Below are 15953 nucleotides of genomic sequence, written 5' to 3' on the forward strand. Positions count from 1 at the left end.
AAGGACTTTCTGGACTTCGAAGAGCCCTACCGCCTGCGCCATACAGAGGGCTGAGCATCACCATGGCTGTCACCATCTACCTGCGCTACGTGCTCAACACCAGCAAACTCAAGGAGTTCGAGCACTACGGAAAGCTGTGGATCCCGCTGGTCGAAAAATTCGGCGGCCAGCACCACGGCTACTTCATGCCCAGCGAGGGCGCCAACAACATCGCGCTGGCGCTGTTCACGTTCGAAAGCCTCGCGGCCTACGAGCGCTACCGGGAGGCGTCGTTGCAGGACGCGGAGTGCCAGGCGGCGTTCCGCTATGCCGAGGAAACGGGCTGCATCGTGAGCTATGAGCGGAGTTTTTTCCGCCCTGTGTTCCGCTGAACCGGAGGGGCCGACGCGGCCCAGTTACCGGAACTGCTTGCGCAAAAACGACTTGTGGCGCGCGATGTGCGCCAGCTGGGCGGGGGCCATGGAGCCGCCCAGGTCTTCGTCCTCGGTGTTGAGCACCCGGTTCGCATAGGCCATCGCGCGTGCCACCACCTCTTCCTCGCTCACGCCCTGCGGGGCAGCCAGGTCCATCGCCACGCGGCGCATGGCGCGCTGCGACAGCATCCACATCGCGCCGAAGGAATCCCACGCGGCCGCAACCTCCTTGAACTTGTCGTGTTCGGCCAGGATGTCGTTGAGCGGCTTGGCCAGGATCTCCTGCAGCGCCTCCACCTGGGCCTTCAGGGCCTCGAACTGCGCCTCGCGCTGCAGGGCCTCGGCGGCCGCATTGGCAGCGGCATCGGGCGCCGTCGGCACGGGCACGCTGCCATCGGGGTTGAGCTGGGCAATGGTGAGGTCGGAGGATAGGGACATGGTGGGTTGGAATATACGGCCGAGGGCTCGTCCTAAACTACGCCGATGCAAATCTACATGGTGGGCGGCGCCGTCCGCGACAAGCTGCTGGGTCGGCCCGTGAATGACCACGACTGGGTGGTGGTGGGTGCCACGCCAGAGCAGATGCTGGAGCTGGGCTACCTGCCAGTGGGCCGAGACTTCCCGGTGTTTTTGCACCCCGAAACGCGCGAGGAATATGCACTGGCCCGGACCGAGCGCAAGAGCGGGCGCGGCTACCGGGGCTTTGTGGTGGAAAGCTCGCCGGATGTGACACTGGAAGAAGACCTTTCCCGCCGCGATCTCACTATCAATGCAATAGCTACTAGTGCTTATGGGACAAGCGCTGGAGGCATTTTTGACCCATATTCTGGAGCCAAAGACATCGAGGCGCGGGTGCTGCGCCATGTGACGGACGCCTTCCGCGAAGACCCGGTGCGCATTCTACGTGTGGCGCGGTTTGCAGCGCGGTTCACCGACTTCACGGTAGCGCCCGAGACAATGCAGCTGATGCGCGAGATGGTGGCGCATGGCGAGGTGGACCACCTGGTGGCCGAGCGCGTGTGGCAGGAGCTGGCGCGGGGGCTGATGGAAGAAAAGCCGTCCCGCATGTTCGAGGTGCTGCTTGAGTGTGGCGCGCTGCAGGTGCTGCTGCCCGAGGTAGCGCGCCTGTGGGGCGTGCCCCAGCGGGCCGAATATCACCCCGAGGTGGACACCGGCGTGCACCTGATGATGGTGCTGGACATGTCGGCCCGGCTGCAGGCGCCGCTCATCGTGCGGTTTGCCTGTCTGGCACACGACCTGGGCAAGGGCACCACGGCCGCCGATGTGCTGCCGCGCCACATTGGGCACGAAGAGCGCAGCGCCGAGCTGCTCAAGGACGTGGCGGAGCGCCTGCGCGTGCCGGTGGACTGCCGCGAGACCGCCGATGTGGTGGCGCGAGAACACGGCCACATCCACCGCAGCACCGACTTGTCGGCCGCAGCCCTGGTGCGCCTGCTGGAGCGCTGCGACGCCATCCGCAAGCCCGAGCGGTTTGCCGACATCCTGCTGGCCTGCGAGTGCGATGCCCGTGGGCGGCTGGGGTTTGAAGAGTCGGCTTACCCGCAGCGTCCCCGCCTGATGGCCGTGTTGGGTACCGTGCGGGCGGTGGTCACCAGGGAAATTGCAGCGCAGGCTGCCGCCAAGGGTGTGAGCGGCCCGCAGGTGGGTGCGTTGATCCACCAGGCGCGGGTGGAAGCGGTGGCACAGTGGCTACGTCGCGATGCTGCGCCATGACCAGCGCACGAGGGCGGCTGGTGCATTGAACCGGCTTTAGCAGCTCAGGCGTGCCAGCGGTCTGTCAAAAGGCGTAGGCAACCGCCAAGACACCGTTCACTCCAGCCCGGTCCCGCACAATGGGACTGCTGGCGGCATCGCCCTGGAGGCGGCTGTAGGACAGCGCAGCGGTCGCAGATGCGCGCGGTGTGATTGCATAGGTGGCGGACACCGACACACGCACGTCCCGCACACCGGCGCTGGCCGTGTAGACGCTGCGGCCACTGCGGACGGCCTGGGCAGCATCGACGCCGAAATACGTCTGCGTGTAAGCGGCATTGGCCCAGGTGGCTGCCACGCCAGCTCCCATGCGCCATGCGGGGGCCACCTGCGCGGTGAGTCCCGCCCCCAGGTCAAACAGCAGGCCATTGCGCCCCTGACCTGCGCCATAGCGCAGCGAGGAGGTCAAAAACGTGTTGGCCGTAGGCTGCAGGTTGTAAAACGCACCGAGCTCCGGACGCACATCGACGTCGCCCAGGCCACGCAGGACCTCCGAGCGGCTTTCATCGCGACCAAAGTCAGCCGTCAGGCGCACACCGTACTGCACACCCGGCTGGCGCGAGAAGTTGTAGCCCACACCATTGGTAGTACCGGCAAACCAGCCATTGGCCCAGCGGTAGTCAATGGCCGGATAGGCCCGCGTGCGGCGCTCGTCCGACCCCATGTATTGGTGGCCCGCCACCACCGCCAACCCCACCGTGCCGCCATCACGGTCAGTCGCCGCGCCGTACAGACGTACGGCGTCAAACGCCTGGGCACGCGCTCCGAATGACAGCCCTGCTCCGAGAGCGGTGGTGGTCATCAAGATGGCGATACGGACCGCAGAGGGACGTGCGAGCACGGCAGGGCGCATGATCAACTCCTATACATGATGGTTACAAAGTGACCGAATGGTATATATTTAATACAACCCAGTCAAAGCCCGGGTCGTTCGAGGGGAAAGCGCCGCAGGGCAGCGGGTGCCCCTACTGCATTCGCACACACCAACACCATGGCGCAGGCGCTTCACGAGCCGCTGTGCTGGACGCTGGGGTCGGACTTTCACGCACATAGAAAGAAAACGCGCCCACGCCTGACGGACACATCGCGTGCGCCCTTCACCAGCGCAGCAGACGCGGCCCCAGCACCGCCCCCAGCACCGTCGGGATGGCCATGCCCGCCAGGTACCAGACCGCCAGAAACGGTGCGGCCATCTCGGGGCAATGCAGGGCGTACACCAAGGCGCCCAGCGCACCGGCCAGCAAACCGGCACCCGCGCCCGCCCAGGCCAGGCGTGTGGGCGCCGCGCCCTTGAGCGCCCAGAAACCCGTAGCAAACGCTGGCACCGACAGCGCCGCGATATTGAATGGGCAGGTGCGCCACGTGCTGCCCAGGATGAGCGGCATGCGCTCTGCGGCAGACACCTGTGACAGGGCCATCAGCGCCATGGCCCACAGCACCAGCGGCGGCACGGCCAGCCACAGCGCTGCGTTCCCCACGGGCATGCCCGGGCGGGCCATGCGACGCAGCAGCGCCAGCCCGGCAGCGGCCAGCGCGGCGGCAAACACCAGCTTGCCCCAGAACATGGGCAGTGCCATAGTCGTGAGCAGGTCGGGGCGCAGGCCGAACATTGCCAGCATCAGCACCCCGGCACCCACAATACCCGCTGCGATGGCAACGGCAAACCGCTGCTCAATCGCAGTGGTCTCTACGGGCCGGTCATCCGTGGCCAGCAGGTGGATCAATTCATCGGTTTTCATGCCATTCCCCTGATCTTGGCGGCCAGGGCCTTGAGCCCCCGGTGCACGCCGACTTTGACGGCCGACTCCGACAGCCCCGTGAGGCGCGCCGTCTCGACCACAGACAAACCTTCCAGCTTCACATACTCAATCGGCAGGCGCTGCTTGTCTGGCAGCGTGCGCAGAAGTTGCCCCAGGTCCCGCCGGGCTTCGGCAGCCTCGCTGTCGCTGCTGGCAAACAACTCGTCGGCATCGTCCAACGGGTCATTGCGGCCCTCTTTCACCGCGTGCGAGCGCAGCCAGTCGATGAGCTTGTAGCGCGCAATCGCGTGCGCCCAGGCCGTCACCGGCATCTCGGGCCGGTAGGTGTGGCGCTGGTTGTGCACGGCCAGCAGCGTCTCCTGCACCAGGTCTTCCACCTCATCGGGCCGCTGCGCGAGGCGGCGACGCAGGAAGGCGCGAAGGTGAGCACTCAGCTCCTTCAAAAAGCGCTGGTAGGCGGCGGCGTCGGCATCCAGCCCCTGCAGCAACAAGCCTCGCAGGCGCTCTTCCACTATCTCCATGGTGTCTCCCTGAAGGCAATTCGGATGCCGGGACCGATGGGTTACAGGCCGCGCAAAAAATATTGGAGGCCTGCCGCCAATATTTTTTGCGCAATGCTGTAACCCGCCTGCTGCACAGCGCGAATTACAACGCAGATCGGGCAGTTCAGTGCTGGCTCTGTGCAGCACCCCGGTCGGATTCAAACCCTACCCAACCCTCGGAGAACCGTACCATGACCACTCGCACCCTCAGCCTCGGCGCCCTCGCACTCGTTGCCCTGACCTCTGGCGCCGCCATGGCCCAAACTAACGCGGCCCCCATGGATGGCGCCAAGCCCGCCATGGAGAAGTGCTATGGCGTCTCGATGGCAGGCAAGAACGACTGCGCCGCCGGCCCCGGCACCACCTGCGCGGGCACGTCCAAGATAGACTACCAGGGCAACGCCTGGAAGTTTGTGCCCGCTGGCACCTGTAGCACCATCAAGACCCCCAAGGGCATGGGCACACTGACACCCGCCAAGGCCTGAACCATGACCCCGTGCCCTCTCACCGCCGGCCTGGGACTCAAGCCCCAGCACTACGACGAGGCGCTGCATTGCTCGGCCCCCGGCCTGTGGTGGGAGGTGCACCCCGAAAACTACCTGGCCGGTGGCGGCCCGCGCCTGGCCTGGCTGGATGCCATCCGCGCGCACCACCCGGTGGCATTGCACGGCGTTTCACTGTCCCTCGCGGCCGATGCACCGCCCAACGCGGCCCACCTGGCGCGACTGGCAGCCCTTGCAAGGCGGATGGAACCCGCCATCATTTCAGAGCACCTGGCCTGGTCCACCTGGCGCGGACAGTACCTGCCCGACCTGCTGCCGTTTCCGCGCACGCACGCGGCATTGCACCGCATCGCAGACAACATCGCCCGCACGCAGGATGCGCTGCAACGCCCCATCGCCATCGAGAACCCCACGCACTACCTCCACATCGACGGCCACGACTGGGCTGAAACCGATTTTTTGGCCGAACTGTTGCAGCGCACTGGTTGCACCCTGCTGCTGGACGTGAACAACGTGTTCGTCAGCGCCAACAACCTGGGCTTTTGCGCACAGGCCTACCTCGACGCCTTTCCCCTGCACGCAGTGACCGAAATCCACCTGGCAGGCCACCATGCCGACCCGGTGCATGGCAACGCCCTGCTGATCGACAGCCACGATGCGCCCATCGCTGCTGCGGTGTGGGCGCTGTACGAGCAGGTGATCGCGCGCACAGGCCCCGTGCCGACCCTGATCGAACGCGACGACCAGCTGCCCGCCTTCAGTGAACTGCTGGCCGAGCGGGAGCAGGCCCACAGCGCGCTTGCAAAACCACTGCCTCAGGAGGCCGCATGCAGCTGAGTGCATTTCAAGACGGTCTCTCTGCCGCGCTTCTGGGCCACGCCGTGCACGTACCGTGGGTGTCGGCGCTGGAGTCTCAACCGGGCTTTGCCGTATACAGCAACACCGTGCTCAAGGGCGGCATCGACGCACTGCAAGCCAACTACCGCACGGTGTGCCAGCTGGTGGGAGAAGACTGGTTCCGCGCCGCCGCAGCGGTCTATGTCCGCGCGCAGCCGCCGGCTGACGGACTGCTGATGGACTACGGCGTGGGGTTTGCAGACTTTCTGGCCGGGTTTGCACCCGCGGCCGAGCTGCCCTATTTGCACGCCGTGGCACGCCTGGACCGCTGCTGGACCGAATGCCATCTGGCGGCAGACGCCACCGCTGTCGGCCGCGACTGGCTGGCACAGCAAGCGCCCGACACTTTGCCCCTGGCGCAGCTGCTCCCCCACCCCGCCGCGCGCTGGGCCTGGTGCGAAGAACATCCCGCCTACGCACTGTGGCAAAGCCACCGTGAAGGCCTGGCCCTCACAGAGCCGCTGGAGTGGACAGGCGATGGGGCCTTGCTCACCCGGCCCCGTGCAGAAGTGACGTGGCGTCCCCTGTCGCGCGCAGGAATGGCGTTTCTGGACGCCTGCGCCCACAGCCAGACACTGGAGGCCGCCGCCACTTCAGCCCTGGATGCCGAACCCACCGCAGACTTTGCGGCCCTGATAAGCACCTTGCTGGACGCAGGCGCATTGATACCCACCGATTCACGCCCAGGCTAAGGAGCACTTCATGACCACCAGCACACATTTCCCCACCGCGCCCGCCAAAGGCCCCCGCGTGCTGTGGGCGCGCCTGGCCGATGCCGCCACGTGGCTCACCCCGCACAGCCTGCTGGCCTTGGTCAACCGGGTGGCCATTGCAGGCATCTTCTGGCTGTCGGCCCGCACCAAGGTCGAAGGCTGGTTCACCATCTCTGACAGCGCCTATGCGCTGTTCCGCGACGAATACAAGCTGCCCTTGCTGCCGCCCGAGCTGGCGGCGCAGATGGCCACTGTGGCGGAGCATCTGCTCCCTGTCCTTCTGGTGCTGGGGCTGTTCACACGCCTGTCGGCCCTGGCCCTCTTGGGCATGACGCTGGTGATCCAGCTGTTTGTCTACCCCGACGCATGGCCCACCCATCTGTCATGGGCGGGGCTGATGCTGTACCTGGTGGGGCGCGGTGCAGGCAACGTATCGCTGGACCGGGCGCTCGGAATCCGCTGAGCAACAGGTTTCTTCAACCAGCCGCTGTGCGCACCCAGCGCACGATGTCTGCCGCCCCCAGTGCGCCCGAGATGCGCGCCACCTCACGCCCCTGCTGGAACAGGATCATGGTCGGAATGCTGCGGATGGCATAGCGCGCTGCGATGGCCTGCTGGTCTTCGGTGTCGAGCTTGGCCAGGCGCACTCGGGGCTCCAGCTCCCGTGCGGCCTGCGCAAAGGCCGGTGCCATCTGGCGACATGGCCCACACCAGGGGGCCCAAAAGTCCACCAGCACCGGGATGTGGCTGCGCGCCACATGCTTGTCGAAGCTGGTCGCATCCAGCTCCAGAGGCGCCCCCGCAAAGAGCGGCTGATGGCATTGGCCGCAATCGGGCGCGCTGCCCAAGTCGGCACTTTGCACGCGGTTGGTGGTGTGGCAATGGGGGCAGACGATGTGCAGGGCTTCGGTCATGGCGTGGCAAGGGCTGGGGGGGAATCGGTGTACTGATCACATTGCGACGCAGGCTCACCGTTTCAAGGGTTGGCCTCGCCAGCCTCGGTTGCCAAAGTTGCATACGGTCGCAGACCTTGCGCGCGTTTACCAGCCCTGAATCCCCCTGGTGGCCGTATCTGCATTGCAGCGTCTGCTATGGTTTCGCGCATGCAGCTGCTCCCCACACTGACAACTGCCCATGCGCTTTTTCTGGACTTCGACGGCACGCTCACCGAGCTGGCGCCGCGCCCCGAGGCGGTGCGCGTTGCGTCGGGGCTAGTCCCGACACTGTCATCGCTGTACACCCACCTGGGCGGCGCGCTGGCCATCGTGACCGGGCGGCCCGAGGCCGACATCGACGGATTTCTGGCACCGCTGCGTCTGCCGCTGGCCAGCGAGCATGGAGCCCAGTACCGCCTGGGTGGCACCTCTGTTCCCGCCACGTCACCACCCGCCCTGGAGCCCGTTTTACAGGCCGCACAAGACCTTGCAGCACGCCACCCCGGCCTGCTGGTGGAGACCAAGCGCGTCAGCGTGGCCTTGCACTACCGCCTTGCGCCACAGCTGGAGGCCTTGTGCCACGACACCCTGGTACGGGCCATGCACCAGGTGGAAGGCGTGGAACTGCTCTGCGGCAAATGTGTCTTTGAAGTGAAGCCCCGTGGCGTTCACAAGGGCCAGGCGATTGCCGACTTCATGACCCAAGCCCCTTTTGCAGGGCGCATACCGGTCTTCATCGGCGATGACGTCACCGACGAAGCGGGCTTTGCTGCCGTTCAAGCCCTGGGCGGCTGGGGCATCAAGGTGGGCGAAGGACCCACCATGGCACAACACCGCTGCATGACATCGGCCGCATTGCGCGGCTGGCTGTCGTCTGCACGCACGACCTTGGAGCGCGAACGATGAACACAGCCGCCACACAACCCCAGACGGGCTCGCTCAACCTCGGGATGATCGGCAACTGCGCCATCAGCGCACTCATCGACAACCATGCCCGCATGGTGTGGTACTGCCTGCCCCGTTTTGACGGCGACCCCGTATTCAACGCCCTGCTGCAGCCCGGCGACGAAGGCAGCCACTTCGCGATCGAACTGGAAGACCTGGCGTCGGCCCACCAGTGGTACGAGCCGAACACCGCGATCCTGCGCACGCAGCTGTTCGACAAGGCAGGCCACGGGGTGGAGATCACCGACTTTGCGCCGCGCTTTTACAGCCGCTCGCGCTACTTTCGCCCTATGACGCTGGTGCGCCGGGTACGCCCCATCCAGGGCGCGCCACGCATTCGCGTAGCGCTCAAGGTGCGCTACGACTGGGGCCAGACCACACCCGAGATCACACGGGGCAGCAACCACATCCGCTACGTGGGCGAGAGCATGACGTTGCGCCTGTCCACCGATGCGCCGGTATCGCATGTGCTGTCAGGCCAGGCATTTGTGCTCACGCGCGAACACAACTTTCTGCTGGGCGCGGACGAAACCCTGGTGGACGGCATTGCCGACACCGCGCGCCTGTTTGAGCAGGAAACCACGGCCTACTGGCGCAGCTGGACCCGCGCTCTGGCCGTGCCCCTGGAGTGGCAGGACGCGGTGATCCGCGCGGCCATCACTCTCAAGCTGTCGCTGTACGAAGACACCGGCGCCATCGTGGCCGCCATGACCACCAGCATCCCCGAGTCCGCCCACAGCGGCCGCAACTGGGACTACCGCTACTGCTGGCTCCGCGATGCGTTTTTTGTGGTGCGCGCGCTCAACAGCATCTCCGAGGTGGGCACCATGGAGGACTACCTGCGCTGGCTGAGCAACGTGGGGGTCGAAGGCGGAGACGGCCACATCCAGCCGCTGTATGGCATCGGGCTGGAGAAAGACCTGCCCGAGCGTTTTGTGCCCCAGCTGGCGGGCTACCGGGGCATGGGCCCGGTGCGCGTGGGCAACCAGGCGGCCGAGCATTTTCAGCACGACGTGTACGGCAACATCGTGCTGGGCGCGGCCCAGGCCTTTCATGACCACCGCCTGCTGCACCGCGCGGGACTGGCCGAATTCACACGGCTCGAACAGGTGGGCGAGAACGCGGTGCGTGTGTATGGCCAGCCCGATGCGGGCATGTGGGAGCTACGCACGAGGGCCCGGGTGCACACCTCGTCCGCCCTGATGAGCTGGGCGGCCTGCGACCGGCTGGCCAAGATCGCCGCCACCCTGCAGCTGGCCGACCGTGCCAGCCACTGGCAGCAGCATGCCGACCGCATGCGCGCCGAGATCCTCGACAAATCCTGGTGCGAAGCGCGCCAGGCGTTCGCCGAGAGTTTTGGCGGCCATGAACTCGATGCGAGCGTGCTGCTGATGGCCGAGGTGGGCCTGATCGACCCCAAGGACCCACGCTTTGTGAGCACCGTGGAGGCCATGGAAAAGAGCCTGTGCGATGGCCCCTACATGCGCCGCTACGAGGCGGCCGACGACTTCGGCAAGCCCGAGACGGCCTTCAACATCTGCACCTTCTGGCGCATCGACGCGCTGGCGCGTATCGGCCGCAAGGCCGAGGCCCGCGCCATCTTCGAGACCATGCTGGCCGCCCGCAATCCGCTGGGCCTGCTGTCCGAAGACACGCACCCCGAGACCCAGGAAATGTGGGGCAACTTCCCGCAGACCTACTCTATGGTGGGCGTCATCAACGCCGCCGTGCGCCTGTCGGCCCCCTGGGACAGCGTGATTTGAGGCACTGTCCGACAACGGCCAGGGGCGATCCACAACGATGATCAATCCATGAGCCGTCTTGTTGTCATCTCCAACCGCCTTGCAGACCCCCGAAAACCCGCTGCCGGTGGCCTGGCCGTCGCCCTGGGCGAAGCCCTGAACCAGACCGGGGGCCTGTGGTTCGGCTGGAGCGGCACCGTGGTCGAAGGCGGCACACCCGGCGAGGGCGACCTGCAAACCCGGCAGGCCGGTGCCGTCACCCTGGCCACCGTGGACCTGTGCCGCGAAGACCACGACAGCTACTACCATGGCTACAGCAACAGCGTGCTCTGGCCGGTGTTCCATTACCGCCTGGACCTGGCCGACTTCAACGCCAGCTACATCGCGGGCTACCGCCGCGTGAACCAGATGTTTGCGCGCAAGCTGCTGCCGCTGCTGCGCGACGACGACGTGATCTGGGTGCACGACTATCACCTGATCCCGCTGGCGGCCGAGCCGCGGGCCATGGGCTGCAAGCAGCGCATCGGGTTCTTTCTGCACATTCCCATGCCGCCGCCGCTCATCATGGCGGCCATCCCGCAGCATGAGTGGCTGATGCGCTCGCTGTTTGCCTACGACCTGGTGGGTCTGCAGAGCGAGGCCGACGTGTCGCATTTCACGCGCTATGTGCGCAACGAAGGCAGCGCGGAAGAGGTGGACGAAAAGCGCGTGCGCGCCTTTGGAGCCACCGTGGTCGTGCAGTCCTTTCCCATCGGCATCGACGTGGACGAATTCACACGCCTCACGCACGCGCCCGACGCGGTGGAAACCTACGAGAACATGCGCGACGAGTATTCACGCAGGCGCCTGCTGCTGGACATTGACCGGCTCGACTACTCCAAAGGCATTCCGCAACGTGTGCGAGCCTTTCGCGAACTGCTGGACCGCTACCCGGAAAACCGCGACAGCGCCACGCTCATCATGATCGCCTCGCCCACGCGCGACGACGTCAACGCCTATGCCGACCTGCGCCAGGAGCTGGAAGCTCTGTGTGGCTCTGTCAACGGCGACTATGGCGAACTGGACTGGATGCCCGTGCGCTACATCCACCGCATGGTGGCGCGCAAGCGGGTGCCGGGCCTGTGCCGCGCCGCTGCCGTGGGGCTGGTCACGCCACTGCGCGACGGCATGAACCTGGTGGCCAAGGAGTACGTGGTGGCGCAAGACCCGAACGACCCGGGCGTGCTGGTGTTGTCACGCTTCGCGGGTGCGGCCGAGCAGCTGAAGGAAGCGCTGCTGGTGAACCCCTACGACACCCAGGGCATGGCCGACAGCATCCAGCAGGCCTTGCAAATGCCATTGGTGGAACGGCAGGTGCGCCATCAAAAGCTCATGGCCCGTATACGCCAATACGACGTGCACTGGTGGCGCAAGGCGTTTCTGGACGCGCTGCAGACGGCGGGCTAGCAGGCGCACCGGCACCAGCAGCTGTTGTGGCTGCCCTACAGCAGCTTGGTGATCAGGCTGACCACAAAGCTCAGCAGCAGCGTGGATGCCAGAGGCACATCCCAGTCGCGCCCCAGCCAGCGAAACCGGAAGTCCCCTGGCAACCGCCCAAAGCCCATGCGGCGCAGCAGGGGCGACAGCCAGCTGATGAACATCAGGGCCAGGAGGATGACGAGGAGCCAGCGGAACATGGGCAGCGCAGCAGCAGGCGTCAGAGCCGGTGCGAACGGTCTCCGTGCCTGAACCCCAGCGGTTCCCACGGCTCGCCCGCGCCCACGGCCAGCACCTTGAACAGCTCACCCATCTCGTGCTCCATGATCAATTTGGCCGCTGTCGCCCGCTGGGCCTGCGGCAGCTGCTCCATTTTTGGGAGCAATCCACAGTTGATCAGAAAGTGCGCCTGCGTGGTGTAGCCCAGCACATTCAGGCCCGCCTCCTGCGCGGCCAGCGCCATGGCGGTGAAATTGACGTGCGCGGTGATGTCTTTAAGCCCCACCGCCACCAGCGGGTCGCCGTCGGCTAGGTGGCCCTGGTGGCACATCAAGGTGCCCATGTGGCGCTGGGGGTGGTAGTACTCGTCTTCGCCAAACCCATAGTCCAGCAAGAAGGCCGCGCCGCACGTGAGCCGGTCGGCCAGCATGCGCATGAAGCCCTCGCCCTGGGCGTGGATCTCGGTCAGGTAGTCCTGCGGGCCTTCGATGTCGATGGGCGGGCGCAGGTCGGTGGGCCGGTCGGCCCAGGCAAAGCGGCCGTCTTCGGCCACCACCACGCCACGTTCGTGCCAACCATCACCGTCTTTGCCGCCCTGCTGGCCGCCGTGGCGCGCCAGCAGTTGCACGGGCATGGCGTCCAGCACCTCGTTGCCCACCACCACGCCGCTGAATTTCTCAGGCAAGGCATCCACCCAGCGCAGCTTGTGGGCATGCGCCACCAGCTTGGCCTGCTGGCGCGCGCGCAGGCTGCCCGACAGGTCGACGATGGTGTAGCGCTGCACCTGGTCGCCCAGCGCATCCAGCAACTGCAGCGCCAGCGCGCCCGAGCCCGCGCCAAACTCCCAGACCTCTTCGGTACCGGTTTGGGCAAGCGCCTCGCCCACCTGCACAGCCAGGGTCTGGCCGAACAGGAGCGTCAGCTCAGGCGCGGTCACAAAGTCGCTGCCCGACTCGGGCATGGCGCCGAACTTGGTGGAGCCATTGGCGTAGTAGCCCAGGCCGGGTGTGTACAAGGCCAAGGCCATGAAGCGGTCAAAACCCAGCCATCCGCCCTCGGCGGCAATGGCCTGGGTGATGTGCTGGTGCAGGGCGGTCGTTAAACTGTCGGGTCTTTGGGTCACGGCCCGCATTGTCCCCCACATGTCCACCCCTTCCCTCCCCCATCGCCCCCGCACCGTGCTGGTGACCGGTGCCGCCAAGCGCCTGGGCCGCAGTATTGCGCTGGCCCTGGCCGCCGGCGGCTGGCAGGTGGCGGTGCACTACCGCTCATCGGCGCAAGACGCTATTAATACCGTAGCTGAATGCGCAAGATTGACTAGCGCCAGCGCCCATTTTGAGGCTGATTTCGATGACGAGGCCGCTGTGCGAGGCCTGCTGCCCCGCGTGGTGGCGCATTTCGGCAGCGTGGACGCGGTGGTCAACAGCGCCTCCCTGTTCGAGCACGACAACGTAGAGACCTTTGGCTTTGCCGCGCTCGAAAAGCACCTGCGCAGCAACACTGCCGCCCCGGTGCTGCTGGCCCAGGCGCTGCACCAGCATGTGGCCGACCGGGTGGTGGCAGGCGAGACCGATGCTCAGGGCGCCGTGGTCAACCTGCTGGACCAGAAGCTCTGGAACCAGAACCCCGACTTCATGAGCTACACGCTCTCCAAGGCAGCGCTGGAAGCCGCCGGCACCATGCTGGCGCTGGCCCTGGCGCCGCGCGTGCGGGTGGTGGGCGTGGCGCCCGGACTCACGCTGACCAGCCACATGCTGAGCGACGAAAAATTCGCCCAATTGCATGCCCTCTCGCCTCTGGGCCGCTCGTCCACCGCCGAGGACGTGGCGAGCGCAGTGAAGTTTGCGCTGGAGAACCGGTCCATCACCGGCACCACGCTGCTGGTCGATGGTGGCCAGCACCTGATGAAGTTTGACCGCGATTTCTCTTTGATGTGAGCGCACGCACACACGCAAAAAATGGCTCACTCAAGCCAGGACCTTTCCCCATGACCCACGCTGTTGGCACCCAGATTCTCACGCTCACCGGTTTGCGCTTCGATGCCAACCTGGGCATCCTCGACCACGAAAAGACCGACCCGCAACCCATCCAGGTCGATGCCGAACTGAGCCTGGGCGTGCAGCCGCTGGCCCCACGCGACGACGACATCGGCCACGTGCTGGACTACCGGCGTGTGCGCCAGATCATCATCGACGAGTGCACGGCCGAGCATGTGAACCTGCTGGAGAGCCTGATCGGCAAGCTGGCCAACCGCCTCATGCAGCTGCCCGGCGTGCTGGGCGTGCGCGTGAAGATTGCCAAACTCGAAATTTTTGACGACTGCGAAGTGGCCATTCGCGTCGAGACAGGACAGTGGTGACCCCATGAGCACCGTAGTGAACGAAGCCCCGACCACCAACCCCGCCCTCTCCGCCCCCGTCGGCTGGGCCGACGGGCCTGCAGAGGCAGCCGCCAGCGGCGCCGCTCGCATGAAGATCGAGCGTGAAACCCACAAGCTGGAAAAGCGCCTGTGCCGCGAAGTCGGCAAGGCCATCGTCGACTTCAACATGATTGAAGAGGGCGACAAGGTCATGGTGTGCATGTCGGGTGGCAAGGACAGCTATGCGCTGCTCGACATCCTGCTCAAGCTCAAGGCCCGCGCGCCCATCCACTTTGACCTGGTGGCCGTGAATCTGGACCAGAAGCAGCCTGGGTTTCCCGAGCATGTGCTGCCCGAGTACCTGGCCAGCACCGGCGTGCCCTTCCACATCGAGAACGAGGACACCTACAGCATCGTCAAGAAGCTGATCCCCGAGGGCAAGACCACCTGCAGCCTGTGCAGCCGCCTGCGCCGGGGCATTCTGTACCGCGTGGCCGATGAGCTGGGCTGCACCAAGATCGCGCTGGGCCACCACCGCGACGACATCCTGCAGACGCTGCTGCTCAACATGTTCTTTGGCGGCAAGATGAAGAGCATGCCGCCCAAGCTGGTCAGCGACGATGGCAAGCATGTGGTGATCCGACCACTGGCCTACGTGGCCGAGAAAGACACCGCCCGCTGGGCTGCGCACCGCAACTTCCCCATCATCCCGTGCAACCTGTGCGGCAGCCAGGAGAACCTGCAGCGCAAGCAGGTGGGCGAGATGCTGCGCGAATGGGAAAAGCGCTTCCCCGGCCGCGTGGAGAACATGTTCAACGCCCTGCAGAACGTGGTGCCCTCGCACCTGCTGGACGGCAGCTTGTACGACTTCAAGAACGCCAAGGTCACCGGCATCGCCAGCGAAGACGGCGACAAGGCCTTTGACAAGGAAGAGTTTGCGGCGCCATCGCCATCGCTGCCCGGCGTGCAGGTGGTGCAACTGTCGTGAACCCTGGCGGGCTGCGGCACTCTCACAGAGATCCTTGTTTCAGGACACTCTGACCATGACACAGCGCCGATGGATTCCCGCCCTGCTCCTGGGCCTCACCGTCACCCTGCTCGCAGGCTGCAGCACCACCCGCGTGGTGGAGGGCCAGGTGCAGAGCTTCTCAACGCTGGCGGCCGTGCCCGCACCTGCCACGTACCGCATTGAGCGCCTGCCTTCGCAGCAGGCCCCTTCGTTCGACACCATCACCACACTGGCCGAACAGGCCCTGGCGCGCGCGGGCCTGCAGCGCGACGATGCTGCGCCCCGCCTGCTGGTGCAGCTGGGCGTGCAGGCCGACGCCGTGCCGCGCTATGACCCGTTCCGCCCGTACGGCCCTTACGGCCCCGGCCCCTGGGGCATGGGCGGCTGGTATGGACGGGGCTGGGGAGTGCATGGCATGTGGCGTTTTGGCGAGCCCACGCCCCTGCACCGCCGCGCGGTCAGTATCGTGATGCGCGACGCCAGCACCCAGGCCGTCGTGTACGAAACCTCCGCCGTGCACGAAGATGTGTGGGTCAGCGATCCGGCCGTCTATGGCGTGCTGTTCGACGCCGCACTCAACGGCTTTCCGAAGCCGCCCGAGGGGCCACGGCAAGTACGCCTGCCATTGGTTCCGCCCTCACACTGATTCCCTCTACGCCTGTCTATT

At 65.9% G+C, this 15953-nt stretch carries 20 protein-coding genes; 13 read left to right on the top strand and 7 right to left on the bottom strand.

Annotated elements, in window-relative coordinates; genetic code table 11:
- Window positions 1-62 precede the first annotated feature (62 nt).
- Complete coding sequence (locus ISS20_RS09115) at window positions 63-371, top strand: NIPSNAP family protein (protein WP_291435838.1); 309 nt, start codon at window positions 63-65, stop codon at window positions 369-371.
- Window positions 372-395: 24 nt separating this feature from the next.
- On the opposite strand, the gene ISS20_RS09120 is transcribed toward ISS20_RS09115, so the two are convergent.
- A complete protein-coding gene (locus ISS20_RS09120) occupies window positions 396-851 on the bottom strand; it encodes a hypothetical protein (protein WP_291435839.1) in 456 nt (151 codons plus the stop codon).
- Window positions 852-896: 45 nt separating this feature from the next.
- On the opposite strand from ISS20_RS09120, the gene ISS20_RS09125 reads away from it, so the two are divergent.
- Window positions 897-2147: a multifunctional CCA addition/repair protein gene (locus ISS20_RS09125; RefSeq protein WP_291435841.1), complete on the top strand. Its 1251-nt coding sequence runs from the start codon at window positions 897-899 to the stop codon at window positions 2145-2147.
- A 64-nt stretch (window positions 2148-2211) separates the two neighbouring features.
- Here the strand turns inward: ISS20_RS09125 and ISS20_RS09130 are convergent, their stop codons facing one another.
- From ISS20_RS09130 to ISS20_RS09140, 3 genes are all read right to left on the bottom strand, one after another.
- Entirely contained in the window at window positions 2212-3039 is an 828-nt protein-coding gene (locus tag ISS20_RS09130) for a MipA/OmpV family protein (protein ID WP_291435843.1), read from the bottom strand.
- A gap of 244 nt (window positions 3040-3283) precedes the next feature.
- On the bottom strand, window positions 3284-3925 hold the full coding sequence (locus tag ISS20_RS09135) for a DUF1109 domain-containing protein (protein WP_291435846.1): 642 nt from the start codon (window positions 3923-3925) through the stop codon (window positions 3284-3286).
- Window positions 3922-4467, bottom strand: a complete 546-nt coding sequence (locus ISS20_RS09140; protein ID WP_291435849.1) for a sigma-70 family RNA polymerase sigma factor — start codon at window positions 4465-4467, stop codon at window positions 3922-3924. Before ISS20_RS09140 ends, ISS20_RS09135 begins: the two co-directional genes overlap by 4 nt.
- Window positions 4468-4679: 212 nt before the next feature.
- On the opposite strand from ISS20_RS09140, the gene ISS20_RS09145 reads away from it, so the two are divergent.
- From ISS20_RS09145 to ISS20_RS09160, 4 genes are read left to right on the top strand one after another with little or no spacing between them, the layout of a single operon-like run.
- Window positions 4680-4973 carry a DUF2282 domain-containing protein gene (locus tag ISS20_RS09145; RefSeq protein WP_291435851.1) on the top strand — a complete coding sequence of 98 codons (294 nt, stop codon included), beginning with the start codon at window positions 4680-4682 and terminating at the stop codon, window positions 4971-4973.
- A gap of 3 nt (window positions 4974-4976) precedes the next feature.
- Entirely contained in the window at window positions 4977-5828 is an 852-nt protein-coding gene (locus ISS20_RS09150) for a DUF692 domain-containing protein (protein ID WP_291435853.1), read from the top strand.
- Entirely contained in the window at window positions 5819-6580 is a 762-nt protein-coding gene (locus ISS20_RS09155) for a DNA-binding domain-containing protein (protein WP_291435855.1), read from the top strand. Before ISS20_RS09150 ends, ISS20_RS09155 begins: the two co-directional genes overlap by 10 nt.
- A gap of 10 nt (window positions 6581-6590) precedes the next feature.
- Complete coding sequence (locus ISS20_RS09160; protein ID WP_291435857.1) at window positions 6591-7064, top strand: DoxX family protein; 474 nt, start codon at window positions 6591-6593, stop codon at window positions 7062-7064.
- Window positions 7065-7077: 13 nt separating this feature from the next.
- On the opposite strand, the gene trxC is transcribed toward ISS20_RS09160, so the two are convergent.
- On the bottom strand, window positions 7078-7515 hold the full coding sequence (trxC, locus tag ISS20_RS09165) for a thioredoxin TrxC (RefSeq protein WP_291435858.1): 438 nt from the start codon (window positions 7513-7515) through the stop codon (window positions 7078-7080).
- Window positions 7516-7704: 189 nt separating this feature from the next.
- Between trxC and otsB the strand changes: the two genes are divergently transcribed.
- Genes otsB through otsA form a run of 3 tightly spaced genes read left to right on the top strand, consistent with a single transcriptional unit; the run spans window position 7705 to window position 11669 of the window.
- The gene (otsB, locus tag ISS20_RS09170) at window positions 7705-8442 is read left to right on the top strand and encodes a trehalose-phosphatase (protein WP_291435860.1); all 738 of its coding nucleotides are present in this window, start codon (window positions 7705-7707) and stop codon (window positions 8440-8442) included.
- On the top strand, window positions 8439-10244 hold the full coding sequence (locus tag ISS20_RS09175; protein WP_291435862.1) for a glycoside hydrolase family 15 protein: 1806 nt from the start codon (window positions 8439-8441) through the stop codon (window positions 10242-10244). Before otsB ends, ISS20_RS09175 begins: the two co-directional genes overlap by 4 nt.
- Before the next feature lie 48 nt (window positions 10245-10292).
- Window positions 10293-11669, top strand: coding sequence for an alpha,alpha-trehalose-phosphate synthase (UDP-forming) (gene otsA / locus ISS20_RS09180; RefSeq protein WP_291435864.1), 1377 nt, complete (start codon window positions 10293-10295; stop codon window positions 11667-11669).
- Between the two features lie 35 nt (window positions 11670-11704).
- On the opposite strand, the gene ISS20_RS09185 is transcribed toward otsA, so the two are convergent.
- The gene (locus ISS20_RS09185; RefSeq protein WP_056745516.1) at window positions 11705-11899 is read right to left on the bottom strand and encodes a DUF2905 domain-containing protein; all 195 of its coding nucleotides are present in this window, start codon (window positions 11897-11899) and stop codon (window positions 11705-11707) included.
- 20 nt (window positions 11900-11919) lie between these two features.
- Window positions 11920-13050, bottom strand: coding sequence for an SAM-dependent methyltransferase (locus tag ISS20_RS09190; RefSeq protein ID WP_291435913.1), 1131 nt, complete (start codon window positions 13048-13050; stop codon window positions 11920-11922).
- Window positions 13051-13060: 10 nt separating this feature from the next.
- Between ISS20_RS09190 and ISS20_RS09195 the strand changes: the two genes are divergently transcribed.
- The 4 genes from ISS20_RS09195 to ISS20_RS09210 are packed head-to-tail and all read left to right on the top strand — an operon-like array spanning window position 13061 to window position 15932.
- A complete protein-coding gene (locus ISS20_RS09195) occupies window positions 13061-13855 on the top strand; it encodes an SDR family oxidoreductase (RefSeq protein WP_291435866.1) in 795 nt (264 codons plus the stop codon).
- Between the two features lie 50 nt (window positions 13856-13905).
- Window positions 13906-14277, top strand: coding sequence for a dihydroneopterin aldolase (locus ISS20_RS09200; protein ID WP_291435868.1), 372 nt, complete (start codon window positions 13906-13908; stop codon window positions 14275-14277).
- 4 nt (window positions 14278-14281) lie between these two features.
- Complete coding sequence (gene ttcA / locus ISS20_RS09205; RefSeq protein WP_291435870.1) at window positions 14282-15265, top strand: tRNA 2-thiocytidine(32) synthetase TtcA; 984 nt, start codon at window positions 14282-14284, stop codon at window positions 15263-15265.
- A gap of 55 nt (window positions 15266-15320) precedes the next feature.
- Entirely contained in the window at window positions 15321-15932 is a 612-nt protein-coding gene (locus ISS20_RS09210) for a DUF4136 domain-containing protein (protein WP_121422176.1), read from the top strand.
- Window positions 15933-15953 lie beyond the last annotated feature (21 nt).

The sequence above is a fragment of the Acidovorax sp. genome, from assembly GCF_016783915.1.
Taxonomy (GTDB): domain Bacteria; phylum Pseudomonadota; class Gammaproteobacteria; order Burkholderiales; family Burkholderiaceae_C; genus Acidovorax.

Bases quoted from the DNA above. Each gene is read 5' to 3' on its own strand.
- ISS20_RS09115 (WP_291435838.1), top strand. From the start codon at position 63: ATGGCTGTCACCATCTACCTGCGCTACGTGCTCAACACCAGCAAACTC.
- ISS20_RS09120 (WP_291435839.1), bottom strand. From the start codon at position 851: ATGTCCCTATCCTCCGACCTCACCATTGCCCAGCTCAACCCCGATGGC.
- ISS20_RS09125 (WP_291435841.1), top strand. From the start codon at position 897: ATGCAAATCTACATGGTGGGCGGCGCCGTCCGCGACAAGCTGCTGGGT.
- ISS20_RS09130 (WP_291435843.1), bottom strand. From the start codon at position 3,039: ATGCGCCCTGCCGTGCTCGCACGTCCCTCTGCGGTCCGTATCGCCATC.
- ISS20_RS09135 (WP_291435846.1), bottom strand. From the start codon at position 3,925: ATGAAAACCGATGAATTGATCCACCTGCTGGCCACGGATGACCGGCCC.
- ISS20_RS09140 (WP_291435849.1), bottom strand. From the start codon at position 4,467: ATGGAGATAGTGGAAGAGCGCCTGCGAGGCTTGTTGCTGCAGGGGCTG.
- ISS20_RS09145 (WP_291435851.1), top strand. From the start codon at position 4,680: ATGACCACTCGCACCCTCAGCCTCGGCGCCCTCGCACTCGTTGCCCTG.
- ISS20_RS09150 (WP_291435853.1), top strand. From the start codon at position 4,977: ATGACCCCGTGCCCTCTCACCGCCGGCCTGGGACTCAAGCCCCAGCAC.
- ISS20_RS09155 (WP_291435855.1), top strand. From the start codon at position 5,819: ATGCAGCTGAGTGCATTTCAAGACGGTCTCTCTGCCGCGCTTCTGGGC.
- ISS20_RS09160 (WP_291435857.1), top strand. From the start codon at position 6,591: ATGACCACCAGCACACATTTCCCCACCGCGCCCGCCAAAGGCCCCCGC.
- trxC (WP_291435858.1), bottom strand. From the start codon at position 7,515: ATGACCGAAGCCCTGCACATCGTCTGCCCCCATTGCCACACCACCAAC.
- otsB (WP_291435860.1), top strand. From the start codon at position 7,705: ATGCAGCTGCTCCCCACACTGACAACTGCCCATGCGCTTTTTCTGGAC.
- ISS20_RS09175 (WP_291435862.1), top strand. From the start codon at position 8,439: ATGAACACAGCCGCCACACAACCCCAGACGGGCTCGCTCAACCTCGGG.
- otsA (WP_291435864.1), top strand. From the start codon at position 10,293: ATGAGCCGTCTTGTTGTCATCTCCAACCGCCTTGCAGACCCCCGAAAA.
- ISS20_RS09185 (WP_056745516.1), bottom strand. From the start codon at position 11,899: ATGTTCCGCTGGCTCCTCGTCATCCTCCTGGCCCTGATGTTCATCAGC.
- ISS20_RS09190 (WP_291435913.1), bottom strand. From the start codon at position 13,050: ATGCGGGCCGTGACCCAAAGACCCGACAGTTTAACGACCGCCCTGCAC.
- ISS20_RS09195 (WP_291435866.1), top strand. From the start codon at position 13,061: ATGTCCACCCCTTCCCTCCCCCATCGCCCCCGCACCGTGCTGGTGACC.
- ISS20_RS09200 (WP_291435868.1), top strand. From the start codon at position 13,906: ATGACCCACGCTGTTGGCACCCAGATTCTCACGCTCACCGGTTTGCGC.
- ttcA (WP_291435870.1), top strand. From the start codon at position 14,282: ATGAGCACCGTAGTGAACGAAGCCCCGACCACCAACCCCGCCCTCTCC.
- ISS20_RS09210 (WP_121422176.1), top strand. From the start codon at position 15,321: ATGACACAGCGCCGATGGATTCCCGCCCTGCTCCTGGGCCTCACCGTC.